Origin of the sequence: Rhizobium sp. BK251, from assembly GCF_004345245.1 — a bacterium.
In the GTDB taxonomy this organism is placed as follows: domain Bacteria; phylum Pseudomonadota; class Alphaproteobacteria; order Rhizobiales; family Rhizobiaceae; genus Rhizobium.
On the sequence record NZ_SLUQ01000005.1, the window covers coordinates 73,518 to 90,367 of the forward strand.

The window sequence follows — 16,850 nt, forward strand, 5'->3', positions numbered from 1 at the left end:
AACGAAAAAGCCGGCAACCGCATGTCTGCAGTTGCCGGCTTCTAGCTGTTTCAGGATCAGGCGGCCTGACGGACCTTGGACGGACGCGTGGCTGCCGCCTTCTCGACCATGGCGGTCACTTCCGCGCGACGGGCACCCGAAAGCGGCAGGCGCGGCATGCGGACCCGCTCGGAGCCGCGGCCCATGATCTGCTCGGCAAGCTTGATCGACTGCACGAGGTCATGCTCGGCATCGAGATGAAGGAGCGGCATGAACCAGCGATAGATGCGGCGGGCTTCTTCCCAGTCGCCGCGCGCAGCAGCGGCAACGAGCTGCACGGATTCCTGCGGGAATGCGCTTGTGAGGCCGGAGACCCAGCCCTTGGCGCCCAGCATCAGCCCTTCGAGCGCGACGTCGTCAAGGCCGGCGAAGATGTCGAAGCGATCGCCGAAGGCATTGATGAGGTCGGTGAAGCGACGCGGGTCCGGCGCGCTTTCCTTGACGGCCTTGATGTTCGGCACGTCGGAGAGTGCCTGCAGGACGTCGACGCCGATGTTGACGCGATAGGCTGGCGGGTTGTTGTAGAGCATGATCGGCAGCGAGGTCGCCTCGGCGACAGCACGGAAATGGGCGATCAGTTCTTCCGGCTTCGGCACATAGACCATGGCCGGCAGCACCATCAGACCATCGGCGCCGAGCTTTTCGGCATCGCGGGCATAGGCGACGGCGCGGCGCGTGTCGAGTTCGGAAACGCCGGTGACGACCGGAACACGGCCGTTCACCACCTCGACGGCAGCCTTCAGGATCGTGCGCTTTTCCTCGGGCTCCAGCGAGTTGTTCTCGCCGCAGGTGCCCATGACGATCAGGCCGTTGACGCCGTCGTTGACGAGCGCGTCCTGGACGCGCTGCGTTGCGGCGAGATCCACGGAGAGATCCTCGTTGAATTGCGTCGTTACGGCGGGGAATACGCCCTTCCATCCTGTCGTCATTTTCGGGTCCTCGATTGAAAGTGGTTGCGTTATATACAAACTGTCGACAAAACTCAAGGACGACTGAGCGGCAAATCTGCGGCGATCGCTCGCTATTGCTGAAAACCACCAAAACGAAATACTAAGACGCTTGTTTCGAAGAAGGACATCGGATGCGGAAAGAGACGGAGAATGTGCGGGTGCGGGGCTCGGGCACGCAGAGCGTCTATGCCGCGCTGCGCCGGGAAATCCTGTCGATGGCGCTCGAACCGGGTAGTCCGCTCGACGAGGTCCGGCTTTCCGAGCGCTTCAAGATGTCGAGGACTCCGATCCGCGAGGCGCTGCTCCGGCTTGCCGGCGAAGGGCTGGTGACGACGCTTCCGAACCGCAACACCATCGTCGCCACGATCGATTTCGCAAGCCTGCCGACCTATTTCGAAGCGCTGACACTGATGTATCGCGTGACGACCCGCGGTGCCGCGGGGCGGAAGGATGCCGAGATCATGCGGCGCGTGCGCGCCCGGCAGCAGGAGTTCGCCGAAGCCGTGGCTGCCCGCGATGCCTTCGCGATGATCGAGGCGAACCGCGAGTTCCATGTCGCGATCGCCGAGCTTGCCGGCAATCCCTACTACACGGCCTTTTTCTCGCGGCTTCTCGATGAGGGGCGGCGTATCCTGCGCCTCTACTATTCGACCTTCGACGATCGCCTGCCGCGCCAGTATGTCGACGAGCACGAGGAGATGATCGCAGCCATCGAGGCCGGCGACGTTGCGCGTGCCGACCGGCTCGCGATCGATCATGCGGCGCAGATTGTCCGCCAGATCCAGGAGTATATCGCCCGCGATCTCGATCGCCCGGTTGCGATCGAGATCTCCTGAGCCGGGCGTGCCCTTCTCATGAGGGCAGGGGACCGCCCCGCTCCCTGACAAGCTTCATCAGCCGGTTCAGTACGGAAGACGACTGGCGCACGCCGTCGTGCTCGAACTCGTTCGTTACCCAAGCCTGGACATTGCCGACATGGCGGGCGGTTTCAAGCGACAGCCCGGCATCGACATACATGTCGTCGTGATAGACGATTGCCGCGACCGGCACGTCATTTGCGGCAAGCCGTGCCGGGTCGTAGAGCGGTTCATAGTGCTCCCGGGCGGCAAGCGCCTCGACCCCGGCGCGGAAGGGCCGCAGCGAGCGGATTTCCTCGAACATCCACGGATACATCATCTCGCCGGTCAGAAGCAGCGGGCGGCGGTCGCTCGCAAAGGCGGGGTATTCAGCGCGAATGCGCTCGGCAGCCCAGGCCGTTGCCGCCGCGCCCTGACCGTAGATGCTTTCCTGCAGGACGGCAAAGAGCGGATTATCGTCGAACGAGGTCAGCGCCATGACCGATGCGAGGAAGTGATCGGAAAGCCGATCTTCCTTCGGCCCGGAAAAGGCCTCGTCGACAAGCCAATGGATGTTGTCGTAGCCCGGCGCCATGCCGAAATCGATGCCGATCGTCTGCAGGCGGCGCACGGAAAGCCGGTCTCCATCCGGCAGGCGAACATCGTTGGCGTCGAGGTAGTCGGCAATCCGGCCAAGGCGCCCGGCATCATGCGGGTAGCGGCTGTAGAAGGCGGCGTTCTTGTCGGCAACACGCGGATAGGTGCGGCGGTAGACATCGTCGGCGGTTGCGGAGAGCCCGGCAAGGCCGCCGGTGACGTAGCAGGCGGCAAGCCCTTCCGGCGCCTTCGAGAGATAGCTGAGCGTCAGGAAGCCGCCATAGCTCTGGCCGAGCGTTTCCCAGCGACGACCACCGAACACAGTCTTCCGAAGATGTTCGCAGTCGGCGATGATGCTGTCGGCGCGGAAGAAGCCGAGATAGTCGCCGGCCGCCTCGCCGTCGGCGAACGCAGCCATGGTTGCGCCTTCGATCCGGCTGCTGCGCCCGGTACCGCGCTGGTCAATCAGGATGACGCGGTGCGTCTTCAGCGCCTCCGCGAGCCAGGGCGGCCCGCCATCGGTGGGGCGCGGCGACTTCCCGCCCGGCCCGCCCTGAAGGAAGGCGAGCAGGGCAAGGTCGTCGCGCGCCTTCACCGGATCGCAGACCTCGCGCGCGAAAACCTTGATCGTCTCGCCTTCCGGCTTCGACCAGTCGAGCGGTACCTCGACCATGTGGTCGCGCATCAGCATTCCCGGGATCGTGTATTCATGGAGCAGCATCGGTCTCTCCGCTATCGCATTTTCATTGTCGACATATTGCCTACAAGGGCATTAATGTTCGTTCAAGCGGCTTCGCCTCCGGCAAGCCGATCGCAGACAAGCTGAAGCCAAAAGGAATTGGAAGACAAGATGTCATGGTCCCATCCCGTGCCCCGCATTTCCGAGGATGAGAGGCAGGTCCGCCTCTCGCGTTTAAGGCAAGCGCTCGAGGCGGAAGGGCTTGCCGGGATGCTGCTCGGCCCGACGGACAGCCTTCGCTATTTTGCTGGCCTTGTCTGGCATCAAAGCGAGCGATTCCTCGGCGCCTTGGTGACGCCGTCCGCACTTTACTACATCGTTCCGGGCTTCGAGCGCAGCCGGGTCGAAACGCTGCCGCATCTGCCCGGCGAAATTGTAGTCTGGGAAGAGGAGGAAAACAGCGCGGCCCTTGTGCGGCGGCTCGCCGGGCAGGATGGCAAGATCGCGCTGGACGACGGCCTTCCGCTCTTCTTCTATCATGCGCTCGTCCGCGAATTCGGTGCCGAAGGGCTGGCCGACGCCGGGCGGCTGATCCATGGACAGCGACGCATCAAATCTCCGGCCGAGATCGCGCTCATTCAATACGCGATGAACCTGACGCTCGACGTTCACAAGCAGGCGCATGCGCTGATGCGGCCCGGCATCAAGGCCTCCGAGGTCGTCGATTTCATCGATCGCCAGCATCGCAAGGCCGGCGCGGACGGCGGCTCGACCTTCTGCATCGTCTCCTTCGGGACTGCGACCTCTCTGCCGCATGGCGCCGACGGAGACCAGGTTCTGGCCGCCGGCGACGTCATTCTGGTCGATACTGGCTGCCAGATCGACGGCTACCACTCGGACCTCACTCGCACCTATATGCTCGAAGGCGGCAATGGCGAGTTTGATGCGGCATGGGCGATCGAGCGTGAGGCGCAGCAGGCCGTCTTCGACGCCGCCCGCCTGGGAGCTCCCTGCTCGAGCCTTGACGATGCCGCACGCGCGGTGCTCGCCAAGCATGGCCTTGGCCCCGACTATCGACTGCCGGGCCTGCCTCACCGCGCCGGCCATGGCCTCGGCCTGCAGATCCACGAGGAGCCCTATATCGTGCGCGGCAACGCAACGCCGCTTGCTGCCGGCATGTGTTTCTCGAACGAGCCGATGATCGTCTTTTCCGGAAAGTTCGGGATCCGGCTCGAGGATCATATCTACATGGCGGCAGATGGCCCGCGCTGGTTTACCGATCCCGCCAAGGGATCGACAAAACCCTTCTGACCATCCGAGGTATCGCGTCTGGCGAAATGACAGAGGGCCGCGCGGTGGCGGCCCTCGATGGTCGTGCGGCGAGACTTACTGGTTTGCGTCGACATCCTTGTAGGCGGCGTCGAGGAAGCTGGTGTCGATCCACTTGTCGTAGTCGACAGAGCCCTTCAGGAGCTTCGCTTCGGTCATGAACTTCTCCTCGCCCTTCAGCGAGGCGAGCGCCTCCGGCGTGATTTTCGGATCCTGGTAGAAGACGTTGCTCTTGTAGGTCTGGCGGACCGACTTCTCGGATGACTTCGTTTCGTCCACGAAGATCTTGATCGTCTCGTCGGGATGAGCGTCGGCCCAGCGCGCCGTCTGGATGTCGACCTTCAGCAGGCGCTGGACGAGATCGGGATGGTTGCGGGCGAACTCGCCGTTGACCGAGATGATGAAGGGTGCCGACCATTCCGGATGCGAGTTGGCATCGAGAATGACGCGCGCCTGGCCGGTGTCGACGAGCTTTGCCGCGACATCGCCGCTTTCGACCACCGCATCGACATCGCCGCGCACCAGGGCGGGGCCCGACGCATCGAAGGCAAGATTGAGGGATTCGACGTCATCGAGCGAAAGGCCCGCGTCCTTCAGCGCCTTGGCAAAGGTCGAATGGCGGACGGTGCCGCTGAGATAGGCGACCTTCTTGCCCTTGAGTTCGCTAACCGTCTTGATCGGCGAATCCGCACGCACGATGATTGCCGAGCCGTTCTCCTTGACGAAGCTGGACAGGCCAATCGCCTTTACATCGGCACCGGCGGCCGCGACGCGCAGTGCCGGATTGTTGCCCGTGTAGATGACCTCGACCGCACCGGTGGCAAGAGCCGTCGTCGCCTCCGATCCGCCATTGGTGAAGGCGATGAACTCAACCTCGATGCCATCCTTTTCGAATTCCTTGGCGAGCGTGCCGTTGTGGCGCTCGAGGATGAATTTCAGATGGCCGGGCGCGGTACTGCCGATGCGGATGACCGCCGGCTTGTCGGCGGCAAGAGCCGGTGCGGAAAGGGCGCTGGCCCCAAGCACGGCGGCGGCGATTCCCTTGACGATTGTCCGGCGGAGCAGAGTGAGAGTGGTCTTGGTCATGGATGTTTCCCCTTCCAGTGTAAGTGAGATCAGATGTGGGAGATTTCGGAGCTGCCCTTCCAGGCGGTTGCCCAGCGCTCGAACCAGACGAGCAGGTAGTTCACCAGCAGACCGATCACCGTCATGGTGAGGATGCCGGCGTACATGTCGGCGGTCTCCATCATGAGCTGCGACTGCTGGATCAGGAATCCGAGGCCCGATTTGGCCGCCAGCATTTCCGCGCCGATCACCGCAAAGATCGAGGACTTCACTGCGAGCCTTGCTCCCGAGACGATCGAGGGAATGCTGGCGGGAAGGATGACCTTGCGGAAGAGATCGAGATCAGTCGTTCCCATCGAGCGCGCCGCCTTGAGGAGCAGCGGGTCGACGGACTTCACGCCGCTGATCGTGTTGATGAGCAGGAAGAAGATCGAGGAATAGAAGGTGATCGCGATCTTCGATGCTTCCCCGATGCCGAGCAGCAGGATGAAGACTGGCAGGAGCGCGAATTGCGAGGTATTGCGCAGCGTCTGCACCAGAAGGTCGGAAACCTTCTCGAACATCGTGTAGCGGCCCATCAGGAAGCCAAGCGGAACGGCGATGACGACGGCAAGCAGGAAGCCGATTGCGGCGCGCTGCAGGCTGATGCCGATGTTGGCCGAAAGCGTGCCGTCAAGCAGCATTGCATACCAGGCCTCGCAGACCTCGCTCAACGGCGGGAAGAAGATGCGGTTCAGCCAGCCGAGCCGTGGCGCGATCTCCCAGAGCGCAAAGAAGGCGACCAGCAGCGGCAGGCCATAGACGAAGGTGCCCAGTTCGCCATAGCGCCTTGCCTTGGCGGGTCGCGCCTTTGCACCGCCCCGCCCCAGCGACAGGAATCCGACTCCAGGAACCGGTTTCGCGCTCAGATATGCCATGTGCTTCTCCCGATCCTAGTGGGCGTAGGCGGGCGATAGCGCCCAGTCCTTCTGTGCCTTGTTGACCTCGTCCCGCAGCGCCTCCCAGACGCGACCGCGATGCGCGTTGAATTCGACGCTCGAGCGGATATCGCCGTCGCGCGGGCGCGGCAGGTCGATGTCGATGATTTCCTTCACGGTCCCCGGACGAGCCGTCATTACGACGATGCGGTCGGCGAGATAGATCGCTTCGTCAATGGAGTGGGTGACGAAGACCACGGTCGTGTTGATCTTTTCCCAGATACGCAGCAGTTCGGTCTGGAGGATCTCGCGCGTCTGGGCATCGAGGGCTGCGAAGGGCTCGTCCATCAGCAGCACTTCCGGATCGGTCGCCAGCGCCCGTGCGATCGCAACACGCTGCTGCATGCCGCCGGATAGCTGGTTCGGGAAACGGTCCTCGAAGCCGGAAAGGCCGAAGAGCGAAAGGAGGTAGCGCGCCTTGTCGGTGCGCTCGCGCTTGGCGACGCCGTGGACTTCCAGCGCATATTCGATGTTGGAAAGCGCGGTTCGCCACGGAAACAGTGCATATTGCTGGAAGACGTAACCCGTCTTCGGGTCCGGCTTTACGATCCTGTTGCCATCGATCTGGACAAGGCCTTCGGTTGCCTGTGTCAGCCCGCCGATGATGTCGAGCAGCACCGACTTGCCGCTGCCGCTTGGCCCGACGAGCGTGATGAACTCGCCCTTGCGGATCGCCAGATTGACGCCGTCCAGCACGGTCACGCGATCGGAGTCGCGTCCGTCGATCCTGACGGACTGGCCCGGCTTGAGTTGGAACGTCTTGTGGACGTCGGTGACTGTGATGCGGTCCATGGTCGTTGTCTCTTTCATCATACCTGGGCGACGCGAATGCGGTGAGTGAGATCGAGCTCCGAGCCGCCGGGCTTGCCGCGCTTCCAGCCGAGCGCGCGCGAATAGCTGCCGAAGAGGTTGCGGCTCTCGACCTCTTCTTCGGTGATGGCGATCGGTCCATCCGCTCGTTCGGCGACGTAGAGCGCATCCGTCGGACAATAGATCTCGCAGAGGAAGCAGGTCTGGCAGTCATCCTGCCGCGCTATGACGGGGACCGCCTCTGTCGCGTCGAATACATTGGCGGGGCAGACCTTGACGCAGATATCGCATTCGACGCAGCGGCTTTGCGACACGATCTCGATCATGATGCGAGCTCCCGTCGGTCTTCGGTTTCGCCGCCGATGCGGATATCGTCGACGCCGGTCAGGATGATGCGCCGGGCGAAGGCCGGGTCGTTGCCGTTCAGGTCGACACGACGATGCATGCCGCGGCTTTCCTTGCGGGCGAGGGCCGCGGTCAGCGACCAGCGGCCGGAGGCGGCGATCGCCGCTGCCTCGCGGGTGCGAAGCCGGTCGCTGCCTTCCCCGGCCAGATGATTGCGAATGTCGCTCCAGAGGCTCTCGAGCCTGTCGGCGCTTGCCTGCAGGCGGCCTCCCTCGCGGAAATAGTTCTTCTCGAGCGGGATGACCTCGGCGCGTACGGCATCGATCACGTCCTTTGCGGCGAGATCCTTCTTCACCGAGCCGGACGCACGCAGTCCCGCCTCGCCGAGAGGCCTCGAGGTGCCCCTGAAGGCCTTGCCCTCGCGGCGCCTGGCGTGCGTCGACGCACCCTGACCGGCCCACCAGCCGCTTGCGATCGCCCAGGAGGAGTTGACCGCGCCGCCGCCCGACACCGCGCCCGTCATGTCCTCGCGGCTCGCCGCGTCGCCGGAGACATAGAGACCCGGGACATCGGTACCGCAATCGGATGTCGCAACGCGGATGCCGCCAGTGCCGCGCACGGTGCCTTCGGCCTTGAAGGCGACGCGGAACATGTCCTTGAACGGATCGACCGGCGCCCGGTCGTAAGGCACGAAACAGTTCGGCTGGCCCTGTCGCAGCCAGCCCTGGAGCGCCGGCTCGGCCTGGTCGAGGATTGCGTAGACCGGAGCCTCGATCATTGCGCGGGCGATTTCCTTCTCGCGCTCGCCGATCCCGTTCATCAGGTGATTGCCGTCGCTGTCGAGGATCGGCGTGCCGTCCTCGCGGTAGAACGAGGCCCAGCGGAAGGGCAGACCCTTGTTGAGCGACGAGCCATGCGGGGCGAGCGTATACTTGCCGGTAAATTCCATGCCGGAGAGGCTGGCGCCCGCCTCGGCAGCCATCAGATAGCCGTCACCGGTGAGCGCGGCCGCGCCGAGGATGCGCTCATGGAAGGCACAGCCGCCGGTGGCCAGCACGACGGCGCTCGCATCCACCCGCCAGTCGCGGTTGCGCTGCCTGTCGATCCCGGCTGCGCCGGTCACGGCTTCGCCGTCGGAATAGAGTTCGAGTGCGGGATGATGGTCGAGTACGGTCACGCCTGCCTTCAGCACGCGGCGGCGCATGAACGCCATGTAGTCGGGTCCGCGCAGGTTGGCGATGTAGAGCTTGCCGTCATCGTCGTTCGGGAAGGGATAGCCCCACTCGACGAGCTTCAAGAGATTCTCGTAGGCGCGGTCGACGCAGCGCAGCATCCAGCGCTGGTCGGCGAGGTCGCCCGTCCGCTGCCATCGGCGCTCGACGATCTGCTGCCGGTTCTCGCCGGGCGGAACGCACCAGGTCCCCGTGTTGGAGGGTGCGGTCGCGCCGCTCGTGCCGAGATAACCCTTGTCGGCGAGGATCACGCGCGCGCCGTTTTCGGCGGCCGCAAGGGCAGCCCAGGCGCCGGACGGGCCGCCACCGATCACGAGCACGTCCGCCTGCAGATGCAGCGCGTCGTTGCCCGCCAACTCTTTACGCTTCAGCGACATTTGGGGATCTCTACAAGGATGGAAACAGAGGGCGGAGGCGCCAGGCCTCCGCCCTGAAGCGATCAGGCTGCCTTGGAAAACCAGGAGGGTTCATTTCCCGGTGTCCATTTGATGTTGCAGCCGATCGAGGGAGCTTGGCTTGCGGAGGGTTTGGCACCGGCAAGAACGGCATCGACCGCAGCGCGAAGATCCGCGCCGGTCACATCCTTGCCGTTGCCGGGCCGGGCGTCATCGAACTGCCCATGATAGGCGAGCCGGCGCTCGCCGTCGAAGAGGAAGAAATCCGGGGTGCAGGCGGCACCATAGGCTTTTGCGACCCCCTGCGATGCGTCCTTGAGATAAGGGAAGGAATAACCGACCTCTTCGCCGATGCGCGCAACGCTTTCCTCGGGATTGCCGTCCTCGTCGTTGCTGTTGATCGCGATGATCTGCAGACCCTTGCCGGCGTACTCGCGGGCGAATGCGGCGAAATGTTCGCGAATGAGAAGAACGAATGGGCAGCGGTTCGAGATGAAGGCCACGAGCAGGGCGGGCTTGTCGCTGAAATCGGCGAGCTGATGAAGCTTGCCGGTCGCGTCCGGCAGAAGGAAATCCGCGGCCTTTGTGCCGAGATCGATCGGATTGGATTCTGTCTTCGGCATCTGGTTCTCCCTCACGAGCTTATCAATGCCCATATTGTCTATAAAAATACTGGTTATTAAACACGCAAATTTACGCTGACCTGCGCCATGACGGAAAAAGAATACCCTTCTTGCAAGACTGATTAGATCAGAATTCCAGGTGCGGCGATCGGCATCCCCCGCGGCAGCCTTCCTGCCGATGGCTTCGGAAGCGGTAGGGCGGGGCTGGGAGCTCGGTCTGGAAAAACCGCCTGCCGTCTAATCGAGCCCTGTCAGCCGCTTGTTCCAGTCCTCGACCTTTCCGCTTTCGAGCCTGCGGGCGGCGTGGGTGCGCCAGCCTTCGGCGAGGCTCTGCAGCTCGGCGAGTCGGCCAAGCACCTCCCTGTTCAAGGTGTCGACATAAAAAGCGTGCCAGATACGCGCGATCGTCCATTCCGCCGATTTGCGTTCAATGAGGACGATTTGATCGCCGGGGGAAACCGGGCCTTGCTCGAGCACCCGATAGTACCATCCCGTTCTCCCGGTGCTCTGCACGGTCCTTGCCATGTCGGGCCGTCCGAAACGCTCGTTCAGCTTCCAGCAGGGCTGGCGCCCCTGGCTGACCTCGACGGTCGCCTTGCCGAGCCTGAAGATGTCGCCGACAGCCACCGACGCCTCGGTCAAACCCTCCGTCGAGACGTTTTCCCCGAAGGCGCCGGGCGCGGAGAGCAGGGCATGATCGCCGATGTCCTGCTGCCAGAGCCGGTAGTGATCGAGAGGATAGTGGTGAACTGCCTTTTCAGGCCCGCCATGCCTCACTTGGTCGCCCTGCGCGTCGCCTTCGAGACCGTTGAACGTCAGGAATCGAGTATCGCGGACAGGCGTCTTGGCGATGCCGCTCGGGACGCCGCGCGGCCCAAGCGGGCTTATCTCTCCGGTAAACAGTCCGGCAAGTGTGATCGGCTGCATCAGGGGTTCTCCAACCGGGTGAGCCATTCGCCGATCATCAGGCGTGAAGAGCGCTGCAACGCAGACCCGTGCTCCTTCGCGTCGCGCCGCAATGCTGGAAGATCGATGCGGGCCTCGGCGAGTTCCACCGCATGGCCGACGAGCCAGCGTTCGAATGCGTCGCCGCAATCGGCCTCGGGGTGAAACTGCAGGCCGAGGATGTTGCTGCCGATCGCAAACGCCTGCTGTTCGATGAGGTCGCTTGAGGCAAGGTTTATCGCAGCTGCGGGAAGCGAATAGGTATCCCCATGCCAATGGAGGACCGGAATATTCCGCAGATGCCGCAACGGACCATCGCTGCCGGCGGGCGTGAGGGTCACAGGCTTGAAGCCGATCTCCTTGACGCCCGAAGGAAAGACCGTGGCGCCCGACGCCGCCGCCACGAGCTGCGCACCAAGGCAGACACCAAGCGTCGGACGCCGCGTGGCGAGCCGCCTTTCGATGAACGCGCGTTCGGCAGCGAGAAAGGGATATGCCGCGTCCTCGTAGACGCCGATCGGTCCTCCCAGAATGACGAGCAGGTCGGGCTCCAGCGGATCCCCGACCGGAAAGCCGAGGTCGCCGACATTGCTGTATCGGATCTCGTAGCCCGCCTCGCGGATCGGATCGGCGAAGGTTCCGAGATCCTCGAAATGAACGTGCCTCAGCACGAGCGCAATCTTCGTCATGGCAAACCTCAGGCGTGTTTCTCTGTCATGGGATGACGCAGCTGCCGTTGTCGCATCCGTCGGCGGATCGGATGTCGGCCTCACAATCGGCTACCGGTGCCGGGTGGGCAAGGGCCATAGCGATTCTTGCGCCGACGGCGATATCGTCCTCGACGCCGAATGCATGGTGAAGAACGGTGCCGTCGCGACCGATCAGCACCGAGGATGGCGTGCCCCGCAGGCCATAGCGGCGCATCGTCAGCGGAAGAGGGCCATCCTCGCCCGGCTGGTCGACGCCGACCGGATAGCGGATGCGGTATTCATGCAGGAAGGCCGCGAGCGTCACCGGCGACATCGCCTCATGGTGCTCGAAAACGGTATGCAGGCCGATGATTGCGAGGTCGGTGCTGGCGAAGGCGCGCTCGATGCGGCGGATCTGCGGTATGGCGTCCGCCACGCAGCCGGGGCAGAGCAGCTGGAAGCTGTGCAGCAACACGACCCGCCCCCGCAAGATCTCGAGGCTCAAGGGGGCTGGCGTGTTGAACCATTGGCTTACGGAGATCTCCGGCGCCAGCTTGTCGTCATTGCGAGGCATGTTCTTTCCTTTCGAAGCGGACGAGGGTCTCGGGACGCGCCGATCCTTCTTGACCTGTTGCCTTGGCCGCCCGTGTGGCGGTAATCCTCGTCATGTTCTTTCTCTCTATTTGCCTGGAGGGAAGAATATGCCGGTCCGGTGATGGCAGTTGCCGGACCGGCGACTTCGTCTCACTTTGCGGGCATGACCTTGCCGGGAAGGCTGAGATTGCCTGAGGCGACCTTGAAGACGTTCGCGACGCAGAGAAGCGGCGCATGCAGGTTTCCGTTGATCTTCAGCCCGGCCGTGACCCCATCATAGGATGCGTCGCTGATCCCCGACAACAGTTCCAAGGGAATGGCGACGTCGACGCTGCCGCCCTTGAGCGTGGTCGGATAATCCGGGCTGTCGATCAAGAGCGGCACGTTCGGCCAGGTCGGGGGAACCTTCGGCTTTGCGCCTTCCGGAATGTCGATGACCTTCAGCCCGCCTGCACAGGCCTTGTCCTCGGCGAGAACGACCCAGTGCGGATGCCAGACGTCACGATTCTTGCCGCCGTAGGCAGCGTCGTCGAAATCGGGATGGAAGGTCACGGCGAGCGCAACGATCCCCTGGTCCTTTTCGAAACCGATGTCGCCACTGTTGAGCGAGGTCGGCCATACATAGGCATAGACGTCCGATCCTTCGAACTTGCCGGTGGCAGCGGGCTTCTCCGCACCCGCTTCGCCACGCACGCGCGTCGTGAAGATGGCCGTATCGCCCTTCGTCGCGATCGTCGTCTGGATGATGTCGAACGAGGCCTTTACGGTCTGCGAGGGTGCTGCCTCGATGGAATGGGCTGCGGCGGAACCAAGCCATAGCGATGCCGTTCCGGCGACGAGGGCGCCGGTCAAGAACTTCCGAAACATGTGCAATTCTCCTTCTTTCGTGCTTTGCCTGGAGGGGTCTATCCTTCGATGAATGCGTCCCAGGTGGCAGCCCGGAACGCTGGATCTGCGATTTCATGGTCTCGACAGTCGATGCGGAGCTCGGACGGGCCGAAAGCTGCGTCGATAAAGGCGCAATGGTGCAGATTGGCCTCGCCCGGATGGACGTTCGGGCGGAAGTGGCGGCAGCTGACGCACATGCGCTGTATCGGGATCGCGCCCGTTTCCTGCAACTGGCGGATCATCGTCACCAGCGTCATGAGCAGGCCTGTCCGTTCCGCCGACGAAAGCGGTTCGGTCGCGATCTCGGCTGTCCCGTGGACGGCCTCGCCGGCGGCAAGCGCTGTACGCCCGGGCTCTGTCAGCAGCACATGGGCCGCCCGACGGTCTTCGACGGCAGTCTGCTTCACCACGAGCGACTTGCGCTCAAGCGCGAGGATCGAGTCCGTCGCCGTCGGCTGGGAGACGCCGAGCCACAACGCTATCTCCTTCACCCCGAGACCGTGCGGTCGCCCTTCCAATAGTTCCAGGATCGCATATTGCGTCGGATTGATTCCGGCCGCCTTCGCCCGCGCCCAGTCGTCGGAGCGCATGGCCGTCGCCAGCCGCGAAAGGCCTTCGCGAATACGGTGTTCGATCGAGGTAGGGTTCTTCGGCGTTTCCATGTCGTCAATATATAGGAGTCCTATATAAATACAAGAGGGCTGGAAGTTTTAGTGGGAGGAAGGCGATACGGTGGCTCCCCAGGCGGTACCGACAACCTTTGGATCGTCAGTCGAAGCAATGCCTGATAGGACTGCCGAAACACCCGATGCACATAATCCGCCGCTGAGAGGACATGACCATGGATGCCACGATCTACCACAATCCGGACTGCGGCACCTCGCGCAATACATTGGCAATGATACGCAATGCCGGGATCGAGCCGACGGTCATTGAATATCTGAAGGATCCGCCCTCCCGTGAACGGCTTGCGGAACTGATTGCCGATGCCGGGCTGACGGTGCGCCAGGCCGTTCGCGAAAAGGGTACATCCTATGCGGAGCTCGGCCTCGACGACTCCGCGCTGACCGACACCCAGCTGCTGGACGCGATGCTGGATCATCCGATCCTCATCAACCGTCCCTTCGTCGTTACACCGCTTGGCACGCGCCTCTGCCGCCCCTCGGAAATCGTCCTGGAAATCCTTCCCGACACGCACAAGGGACCATTCACCAAGGAGGACGGCGAAAAGGTGCTCGACGAGAAGGGAAGACGGATCGCCTGATCGCCCGCTTCCGGCCGATGGCAATCGGCCTGCCGCGGCGAGCGGCCGCTACGCCATCCACTTGCGATGGTCGACAAAACGTTCCGCGAGCAGGTCGATGAACAGCCGAACCTTCGTCGGAAGGTGGCTCCTGTTCGGATAGACGGCGTTGATGCTGAACTCCACGGGCCTGTAGCTCGGCATCATCCGCACCATGCGTCCCTCGGCGAGGTCCTCGAACACGACGAAGCTCGGCGCCAGAAATATGCCCTGCCCGGTAAGTGTCAGGTATCGCAGCGTCTCGGCGCTGTTCGAGACAACATTCCCGCCGACCTTTGCGCTCTGCTGCTGGCCGTTTTCGTCCTCGAAGCGCCATTCCTCGCCAAAGGGATAATAGGTGTAGCGCAGGCAGTTGTGCTCGGAGATCTCGGCCGGCGTCCTCGGCTCCTGATGCGTTTCCAGGTATTCGGGCGAGCAGACGAGAATATGCCGCCAGGGCGTCAGCTTCCTCACGATAAGACTCGAGTCCGGTGGCGGTGTGGTGCGGATAACGAGGTCGTACCCGTCCTCGATCATGTCGATCATCCGTTCGCCGACATTGAAGTCGAGCGAGATCGATGGATATTGCGCCATGAACTCGCTGATGACCGGCAGCAGGAAGCGCACGATCGCGGAGCTGGCATAGACCCTCAGCGTGCCGCGCGGCGTCGATGTCAGCGCACCGGCCGCCCGGTCGGCCTCCTCGAGGTCGGCAAGGATCTGCGATGAGCGCTCGTAGTAGTATTTGCCGGTTTCGGTGAGGCTTACCTTGCGCGTCGTGCGGTTCAGGAGGCGCACGCCGAGCCTTTCCTCCAACGATTGCACATGGTTGCCGACCATGGTGACGGACATGTTGAGGCGGCGCGCCGCCGCCGAAAAACCTCCGCATTCCACGACGCGGCCGAACACTGTCAGGCTAGTCAGCCGATCCATTGATGCCCTCGATTATCCGCTGAGAGTTGATGATCCTTCCCGAGATAAGCAGATTATCAGAACGCGCGCGTGGACGCATTCTCCATCTCATCGAACACAGCCTCGAGCTGGCGAGGCATCGAGATCGAGACCGCGCATCCGCTCTTGAACCTGCGCCTGCTCGTGCGCCGCAACTTCGGCTTCGGCATTCTGGCGAACTTCGGCTCGGCTCTCGGTTTCGGTCGGGCGGCAACAGCTCAAGGGTTTTTCGGAACCGGCTGAACTCTTTGCGGTCGCGGCGGAGGCTGCCTGACCGCCTCCGCCCGTCTATCCCGAAATGCTCGGCACCGCTCTCGCCCTCTTCGGCGCGAGGAAGTCGGCCGCGAAGGCGAGGGCGAGGGCGGTGGCGCCGAGAAGGAAGATCAGCGCATAATTCTCCTTCGAATAGGAAAACAGGAAGGAATATCCGTAGCCGCCGATCGCCTGGAAGAGCGCAAAGGCCGTGGTCGCGCGGCTCCAGGCCTGCCGCTGTGCCGCTGGGCCATGCGGCAGGATTTCGTGGATACGGCCGAGAACCAGGGGCACGATGCCTGGTGTGAAGATGCCGAGGATGATGGTTGCAGCGACAATTGCGTAAGTATTGCCGCTGAGCCCCAGAAGCAGCGCAGCGAGACCCTGGAGTACCAGTGCCATGCGATAGGCGGCCCGGAAGCCGATGCGATCGGCCATGTATCCGTTGAGCACGGGCCCCGCGATGGCGGCGATGCCATAGATGACCCAGAAGACAGCGCCCGTTCCCGGACCCCGGTTCAGGCCACGGGCGACATAGTCGACGAGCAGGATCATTGCCGGGACAAGCCCGAGCGCATTGGCGGCATACTGGCCGTAGACGACACCGAGCGATCGGGGGGCGCGAGCCTCGGCATGGGCGGCGTGGCTGGCGGCCACCGGCGCCGGCGGGTTGGAGGCCGGCCAGCCGAACCAGCTGATTGCCGTCAGGATGAGCGAGACCACGCCGAGCCCCATCCATGTCTGCCTCAGGCCAAGCGTCATGAGTTCCGGGATCAGCGTGCCGGACGCGGCAATGCCCAGTCCGAGGCCGAGAAAGATCATGCCGCTGACAAAGCCGCGTCGTGCTGCCGGTATATGCGGCAGGATGCTGGTTGCGACGAGAACCATGATCGAGCCGCCGGCCAGCCCGGAAAGGAAGCGCCAGACGAAGAACCAGCTTGCGGAGAGCGGAAAGCCGCAGGCGAAGAAGGCAACTGTGGCAAGCGCCATCAGCAGCCTGAGGGCGTTCCGGTTCGAAAGCCCGGCCGCAAGCGGGCGTCCCACGAGTGCACCGACCAGATAGCCTGCGAAGTTTGCCGCGCCAAGCGTCACCGCTTCCGAGGCTGAAAACCAATGCTGCTCGATGAGCGAGGGGATGAGCGGTGTATAGGCAAATCGCGCAAGGCCGATTGCCACGAGGCTGCCGCTGAGGCCCGAGATGGTGGCGTACCAGGCGGCACTGCTCAGCGCCGGAACATCGGGCACGGGATCGGATTGGATGGTCATGTCGATCTTTCGGGTTCGGGGCTCGTGGAGCCGTGCATGCGCAGTTGTAGGGGTGGAAGGGAGTGCCGATGCCATTGGCAAGCGCATCCCCGCTCCGGTCTTTTGA

The 16,850-nt window shown here is 63.3% G+C and carries 19 protein-coding genes; 4 read left to right on the forward strand and 15 right to left on the reverse strand.

Annotation, left to right across the window (positions count from 1 at the left end):
- Positions 1-56: 56 nt before the first annotated feature.
- Complete coding sequence (locus EV286_RS13140; protein ID WP_132957592.1) at positions 57-968, reverse strand: dihydrodipicolinate synthase family protein; 912 nt, start codon at positions 966-968, stop codon at positions 57-59.
- A 152-nt stretch (positions 969-1,120) separates the two neighbouring features.
- On the opposite strand from EV286_RS13140, the gene EV286_RS13145 reads away from it, so the two are divergent.
- The gene (locus tag EV286_RS13145; protein WP_132957593.1) at positions 1,121-1,825 is read left to right on the forward strand and encodes a GntR family transcriptional regulator; all 705 of its coding nucleotides are present in this window, start codon (positions 1,121-1,123) and stop codon (positions 1,823-1,825) included.
- Positions 1,826-1,841: 16 nt separating this feature from the next.
- Here EV286_RS13145 and EV286_RS13150 read toward each other — a convergent pair whose 3' ends face one another.
- The gene (locus tag EV286_RS13150; RefSeq protein ID WP_132958052.1) at positions 1,842-3,140 is read right to left on the reverse strand and encodes an alpha/beta fold hydrolase; all 1,299 of its coding nucleotides are present in this window, start codon (positions 3,138-3,140) and stop codon (positions 1,842-1,844) included.
- A 132-nt stretch (positions 3,141-3,272) separates the two neighbouring features.
- On the opposite strand from EV286_RS13150, the gene EV286_RS13155 reads away from it, so the two are divergent.
- Positions 3,273-4,412: a Xaa-Pro peptidase family protein gene (locus EV286_RS13155; protein ID WP_132957594.1), complete on the forward strand. Its 1,140-nt coding sequence runs from the start codon at positions 3,273-3,275 to the stop codon at positions 4,410-4,412.
- A gap of 75 nt (positions 4,413-4,487) precedes the next feature.
- Here the strand turns inward: EV286_RS13155 and EV286_RS13160 are convergent, their stop codons facing one another.
- From EV286_RS13160 to EV286_RS13210, 11 genes are all read right to left on the reverse strand, one after another.
- A complete protein-coding gene (locus EV286_RS13160) occupies positions 4,488-5,516 on the reverse strand; it encodes an aliphatic sulfonate ABC transporter substrate-binding protein (protein WP_132957595.1) in 1,029 nt (342 codons plus the stop codon).
- Positions 5,517-5,545: 29 nt separating this feature from the next.
- Positions 5,546-6,412, reverse strand: coding sequence for an ABC transporter permease (locus EV286_RS13165; protein ID WP_132957596.1), 867 nt, complete (start codon positions 6,410-6,412; stop codon positions 5,546-5,548).
- A 15-nt stretch (positions 6,413-6,427) separates the two neighbouring features.
- Positions 6,428-7,264: an ABC transporter ATP-binding protein gene (locus EV286_RS13170; RefSeq protein ID WP_132957597.1), complete on the reverse strand. Its 837-nt coding sequence runs from the start codon at positions 7,262-7,264 to the stop codon at positions 6,428-6,430.
- A gap of 17 nt (positions 7,265-7,281) precedes the next feature.
- Entirely contained in the window at positions 7,282-7,608 is a 327-nt protein-coding gene (locus tag EV286_RS13175) for a ferredoxin family protein (RefSeq protein ID WP_132957598.1), read from the reverse strand.
- Positions 7,605-9,236: an FAD-binding protein gene (locus tag EV286_RS13180; protein WP_132957599.1), complete on the reverse strand. Its 1,632-nt coding sequence runs from the start codon at positions 9,234-9,236 to the stop codon at positions 7,605-7,607. Before EV286_RS13180 ends, EV286_RS13175 begins: the two co-directional genes overlap by 4 nt.
- Before the next feature lie 62 nt (positions 9,237-9,298).
- Complete coding sequence (locus EV286_RS13185; protein WP_132957600.1) at positions 9,299-9,877, reverse strand: thioredoxin family protein; 579 nt, start codon at positions 9,875-9,877, stop codon at positions 9,299-9,301.
- 237 nt (positions 9,878-10,114) lie between these two features.
- Positions 10,115-10,804, reverse strand: a complete 690-nt coding sequence (locus tag EV286_RS13190) for an MOSC domain-containing protein (RefSeq protein ID WP_132957601.1) — start codon at positions 10,802-10,804, stop codon at positions 10,115-10,117.
- Positions 10,804-11,511 (reverse strand): glutamine amidotransferase, encoded by a 708-nt coding sequence (locus EV286_RS13195; protein WP_132957602.1) that lies wholly within the window; start codon positions 11,509-11,511, stop codon positions 10,804-10,806. The genes EV286_RS13190 and EV286_RS13195 overlap by 1 nt, the downstream gene beginning before the upstream one ends.
- A gap of 25 nt (positions 11,512-11,536) precedes the next feature.
- Positions 11,537-12,085: a redoxin family protein gene (locus EV286_RS13200; RefSeq protein ID WP_132957603.1), complete on the reverse strand. Its 549-nt coding sequence runs from the start codon at positions 12,083-12,085 to the stop codon at positions 11,537-11,539.
- A gap of 170 nt (positions 12,086-12,255) precedes the next feature.
- On the reverse strand, positions 12,256-12,972 hold the full coding sequence (locus EV286_RS13205; protein WP_132957604.1) for a hypothetical protein: 717 nt from the start codon (positions 12,970-12,972) through the stop codon (positions 12,256-12,258).
- 38 nt (positions 12,973-13,010) lie between these two features.
- On the reverse strand, positions 13,011-13,655 hold the full coding sequence (locus tag EV286_RS13210) for a MarR family winged helix-turn-helix transcriptional regulator (RefSeq protein WP_132957605.1): 645 nt from the start codon (positions 13,653-13,655) through the stop codon (positions 13,011-13,013).
- 173 nt (positions 13,656-13,828) lie between these two features.
- Between EV286_RS13210 and arsC the strand changes: the two genes are divergently transcribed.
- Positions 13,829-14,257: an arsenate reductase (glutaredoxin) gene (gene arsC / locus EV286_RS13215; protein WP_165932842.1), complete on the forward strand. Its 429-nt coding sequence runs from the start codon at positions 13,829-13,831 to the stop codon at positions 14,255-14,257.
- 48 nt (positions 14,258-14,305) lie between these two features.
- Here the strand turns inward: arsC and EV286_RS13220 are convergent, their stop codons facing one another.
- Positions 14,306-15,208 carry a LysR family transcriptional regulator gene (locus tag EV286_RS13220; RefSeq protein WP_132957606.1) on the reverse strand — a complete coding sequence of 301 codons (903 nt, stop codon included), beginning with the start codon at positions 15,206-15,208 and terminating at the stop codon, positions 14,306-14,308.
- A gap of 69 nt (positions 15,209-15,277) precedes the next feature.
- On the opposite strand from EV286_RS13220, the gene EV286_RS13225 reads away from it, so the two are divergent.
- Positions 15,278-15,469, forward strand: a complete 192-nt coding sequence (locus tag EV286_RS13225) for a hypothetical protein (protein WP_132957607.1) — start codon at positions 15,278-15,280, stop codon at positions 15,467-15,469.
- 45 nt (positions 15,470-15,514) lie between these two features.
- On the opposite strand, the gene EV286_RS13230 is transcribed toward EV286_RS13225, so the two are convergent.
- A complete protein-coding gene (locus tag EV286_RS13230) occupies positions 15,515-16,744 on the reverse strand; it encodes a YbfB/YjiJ family MFS transporter (protein ID WP_132957608.1) in 1,230 nt (409 codons plus the stop codon).
- Positions 16,745-16,850: the final 106 nt, after the last annotated feature.

Excerpts from the sequence above, each read along its gene's own strand:
- EV286_RS13145 (WP_132957593.1), top strand. The coding sequence starts at position 1,121 with ATGCGGAAAGAGACGGAGAATGTGCGGGTGCGGGGCTCGGGCACGCAG.
- EV286_RS13175 (WP_132957598.1), bottom strand. The coding sequence starts at position 7,608 with ATGATCGAGATCGTGTCGCAAAGCCGCTGCGTCGAATGCGATATCTGC.
- EV286_RS13140 (WP_132957592.1), bottom strand. The coding sequence starts at position 968 with ATGACGACAGGATGGAAGGGCGTATTCCCCGCCGTAACGACGCAATTC.
- EV286_RS13190 (WP_132957601.1), bottom strand. The coding sequence starts at position 10,804 with ATGCAGCCGATCACACTTGCCGGACTGTTTACCGGAGAGATAAGCCCG.
- arsC (WP_165932842.1), top strand. The coding sequence starts at position 13,829 with ATGACCATGGATGCCACGATCTACCACAATCCGGACTGCGGCACCTCG.
- EV286_RS13185 (WP_132957600.1), bottom strand. The coding sequence starts at position 9,877 with ATGCCGAAGACAGAATCCAATCCGATCGATCTCGGCACAAAGGCCGCG.
- EV286_RS13180 (WP_132957599.1), bottom strand. The coding sequence starts at position 9,236 with ATGTCGCTGAAGCGTAAAGAGTTGGCGGGCAACGACGCGCTGCATCTG.
- EV286_RS13220 (WP_132957606.1), bottom strand. The coding sequence starts at position 15,208 with ATGGATCGGCTGACTAGCCTGACAGTGTTCGGCCGCGTCGTGGAATGC.
- EV286_RS13205 (WP_132957604.1), bottom strand. The coding sequence starts at position 12,972 with ATGTTTCGGAAGTTCTTGACCGGCGCCCTCGTCGCCGGAACGGCATCG.
- EV286_RS13165 (WP_132957596.1), bottom strand. The coding sequence starts at position 6,412 with ATGGCATATCTGAGCGCGAAACCGGTTCCTGGAGTCGGATTCCTGTCG.
- EV286_RS13195 (WP_132957602.1), bottom strand. The coding sequence starts at position 11,511 with ATGACGAAGATTGCGCTCGTGCTGAGGCACGTTCATTTCGAGGATCTC.
- EV286_RS13210 (WP_132957605.1), bottom strand. The coding sequence starts at position 13,655 with ATGGAAACGCCGAAGAACCCTACCTCGATCGAACACCGTATTCGCGAA.
- EV286_RS13170 (WP_132957597.1), bottom strand. The coding sequence starts at position 7,264 with ATGGACCGCATCACAGTCACCGACGTCCACAAGACGTTCCAACTCAAG.
- EV286_RS13230 (WP_132957608.1), bottom strand. The coding sequence starts at position 16,744 with ATGACCATCCAATCCGATCCCGTGCCCGATGTTCCGGCGCTGAGCAGT.
- EV286_RS13155 (WP_132957594.1), top strand. The coding sequence starts at position 3,273 with ATGTCATGGTCCCATCCCGTGCCCCGCATTTCCGAGGATGAGAGGCAG.
- EV286_RS13200 (WP_132957603.1), bottom strand. The coding sequence starts at position 12,085 with ATGCCTCGCAATGACGACAAGCTGGCGCCGGAGATCTCCGTAAGCCAA.
- EV286_RS13160 (WP_132957595.1), bottom strand. The coding sequence starts at position 5,516 with ATGACCAAGACCACTCTCACTCTGCTCCGCCGGACAATCGTCAAGGGA.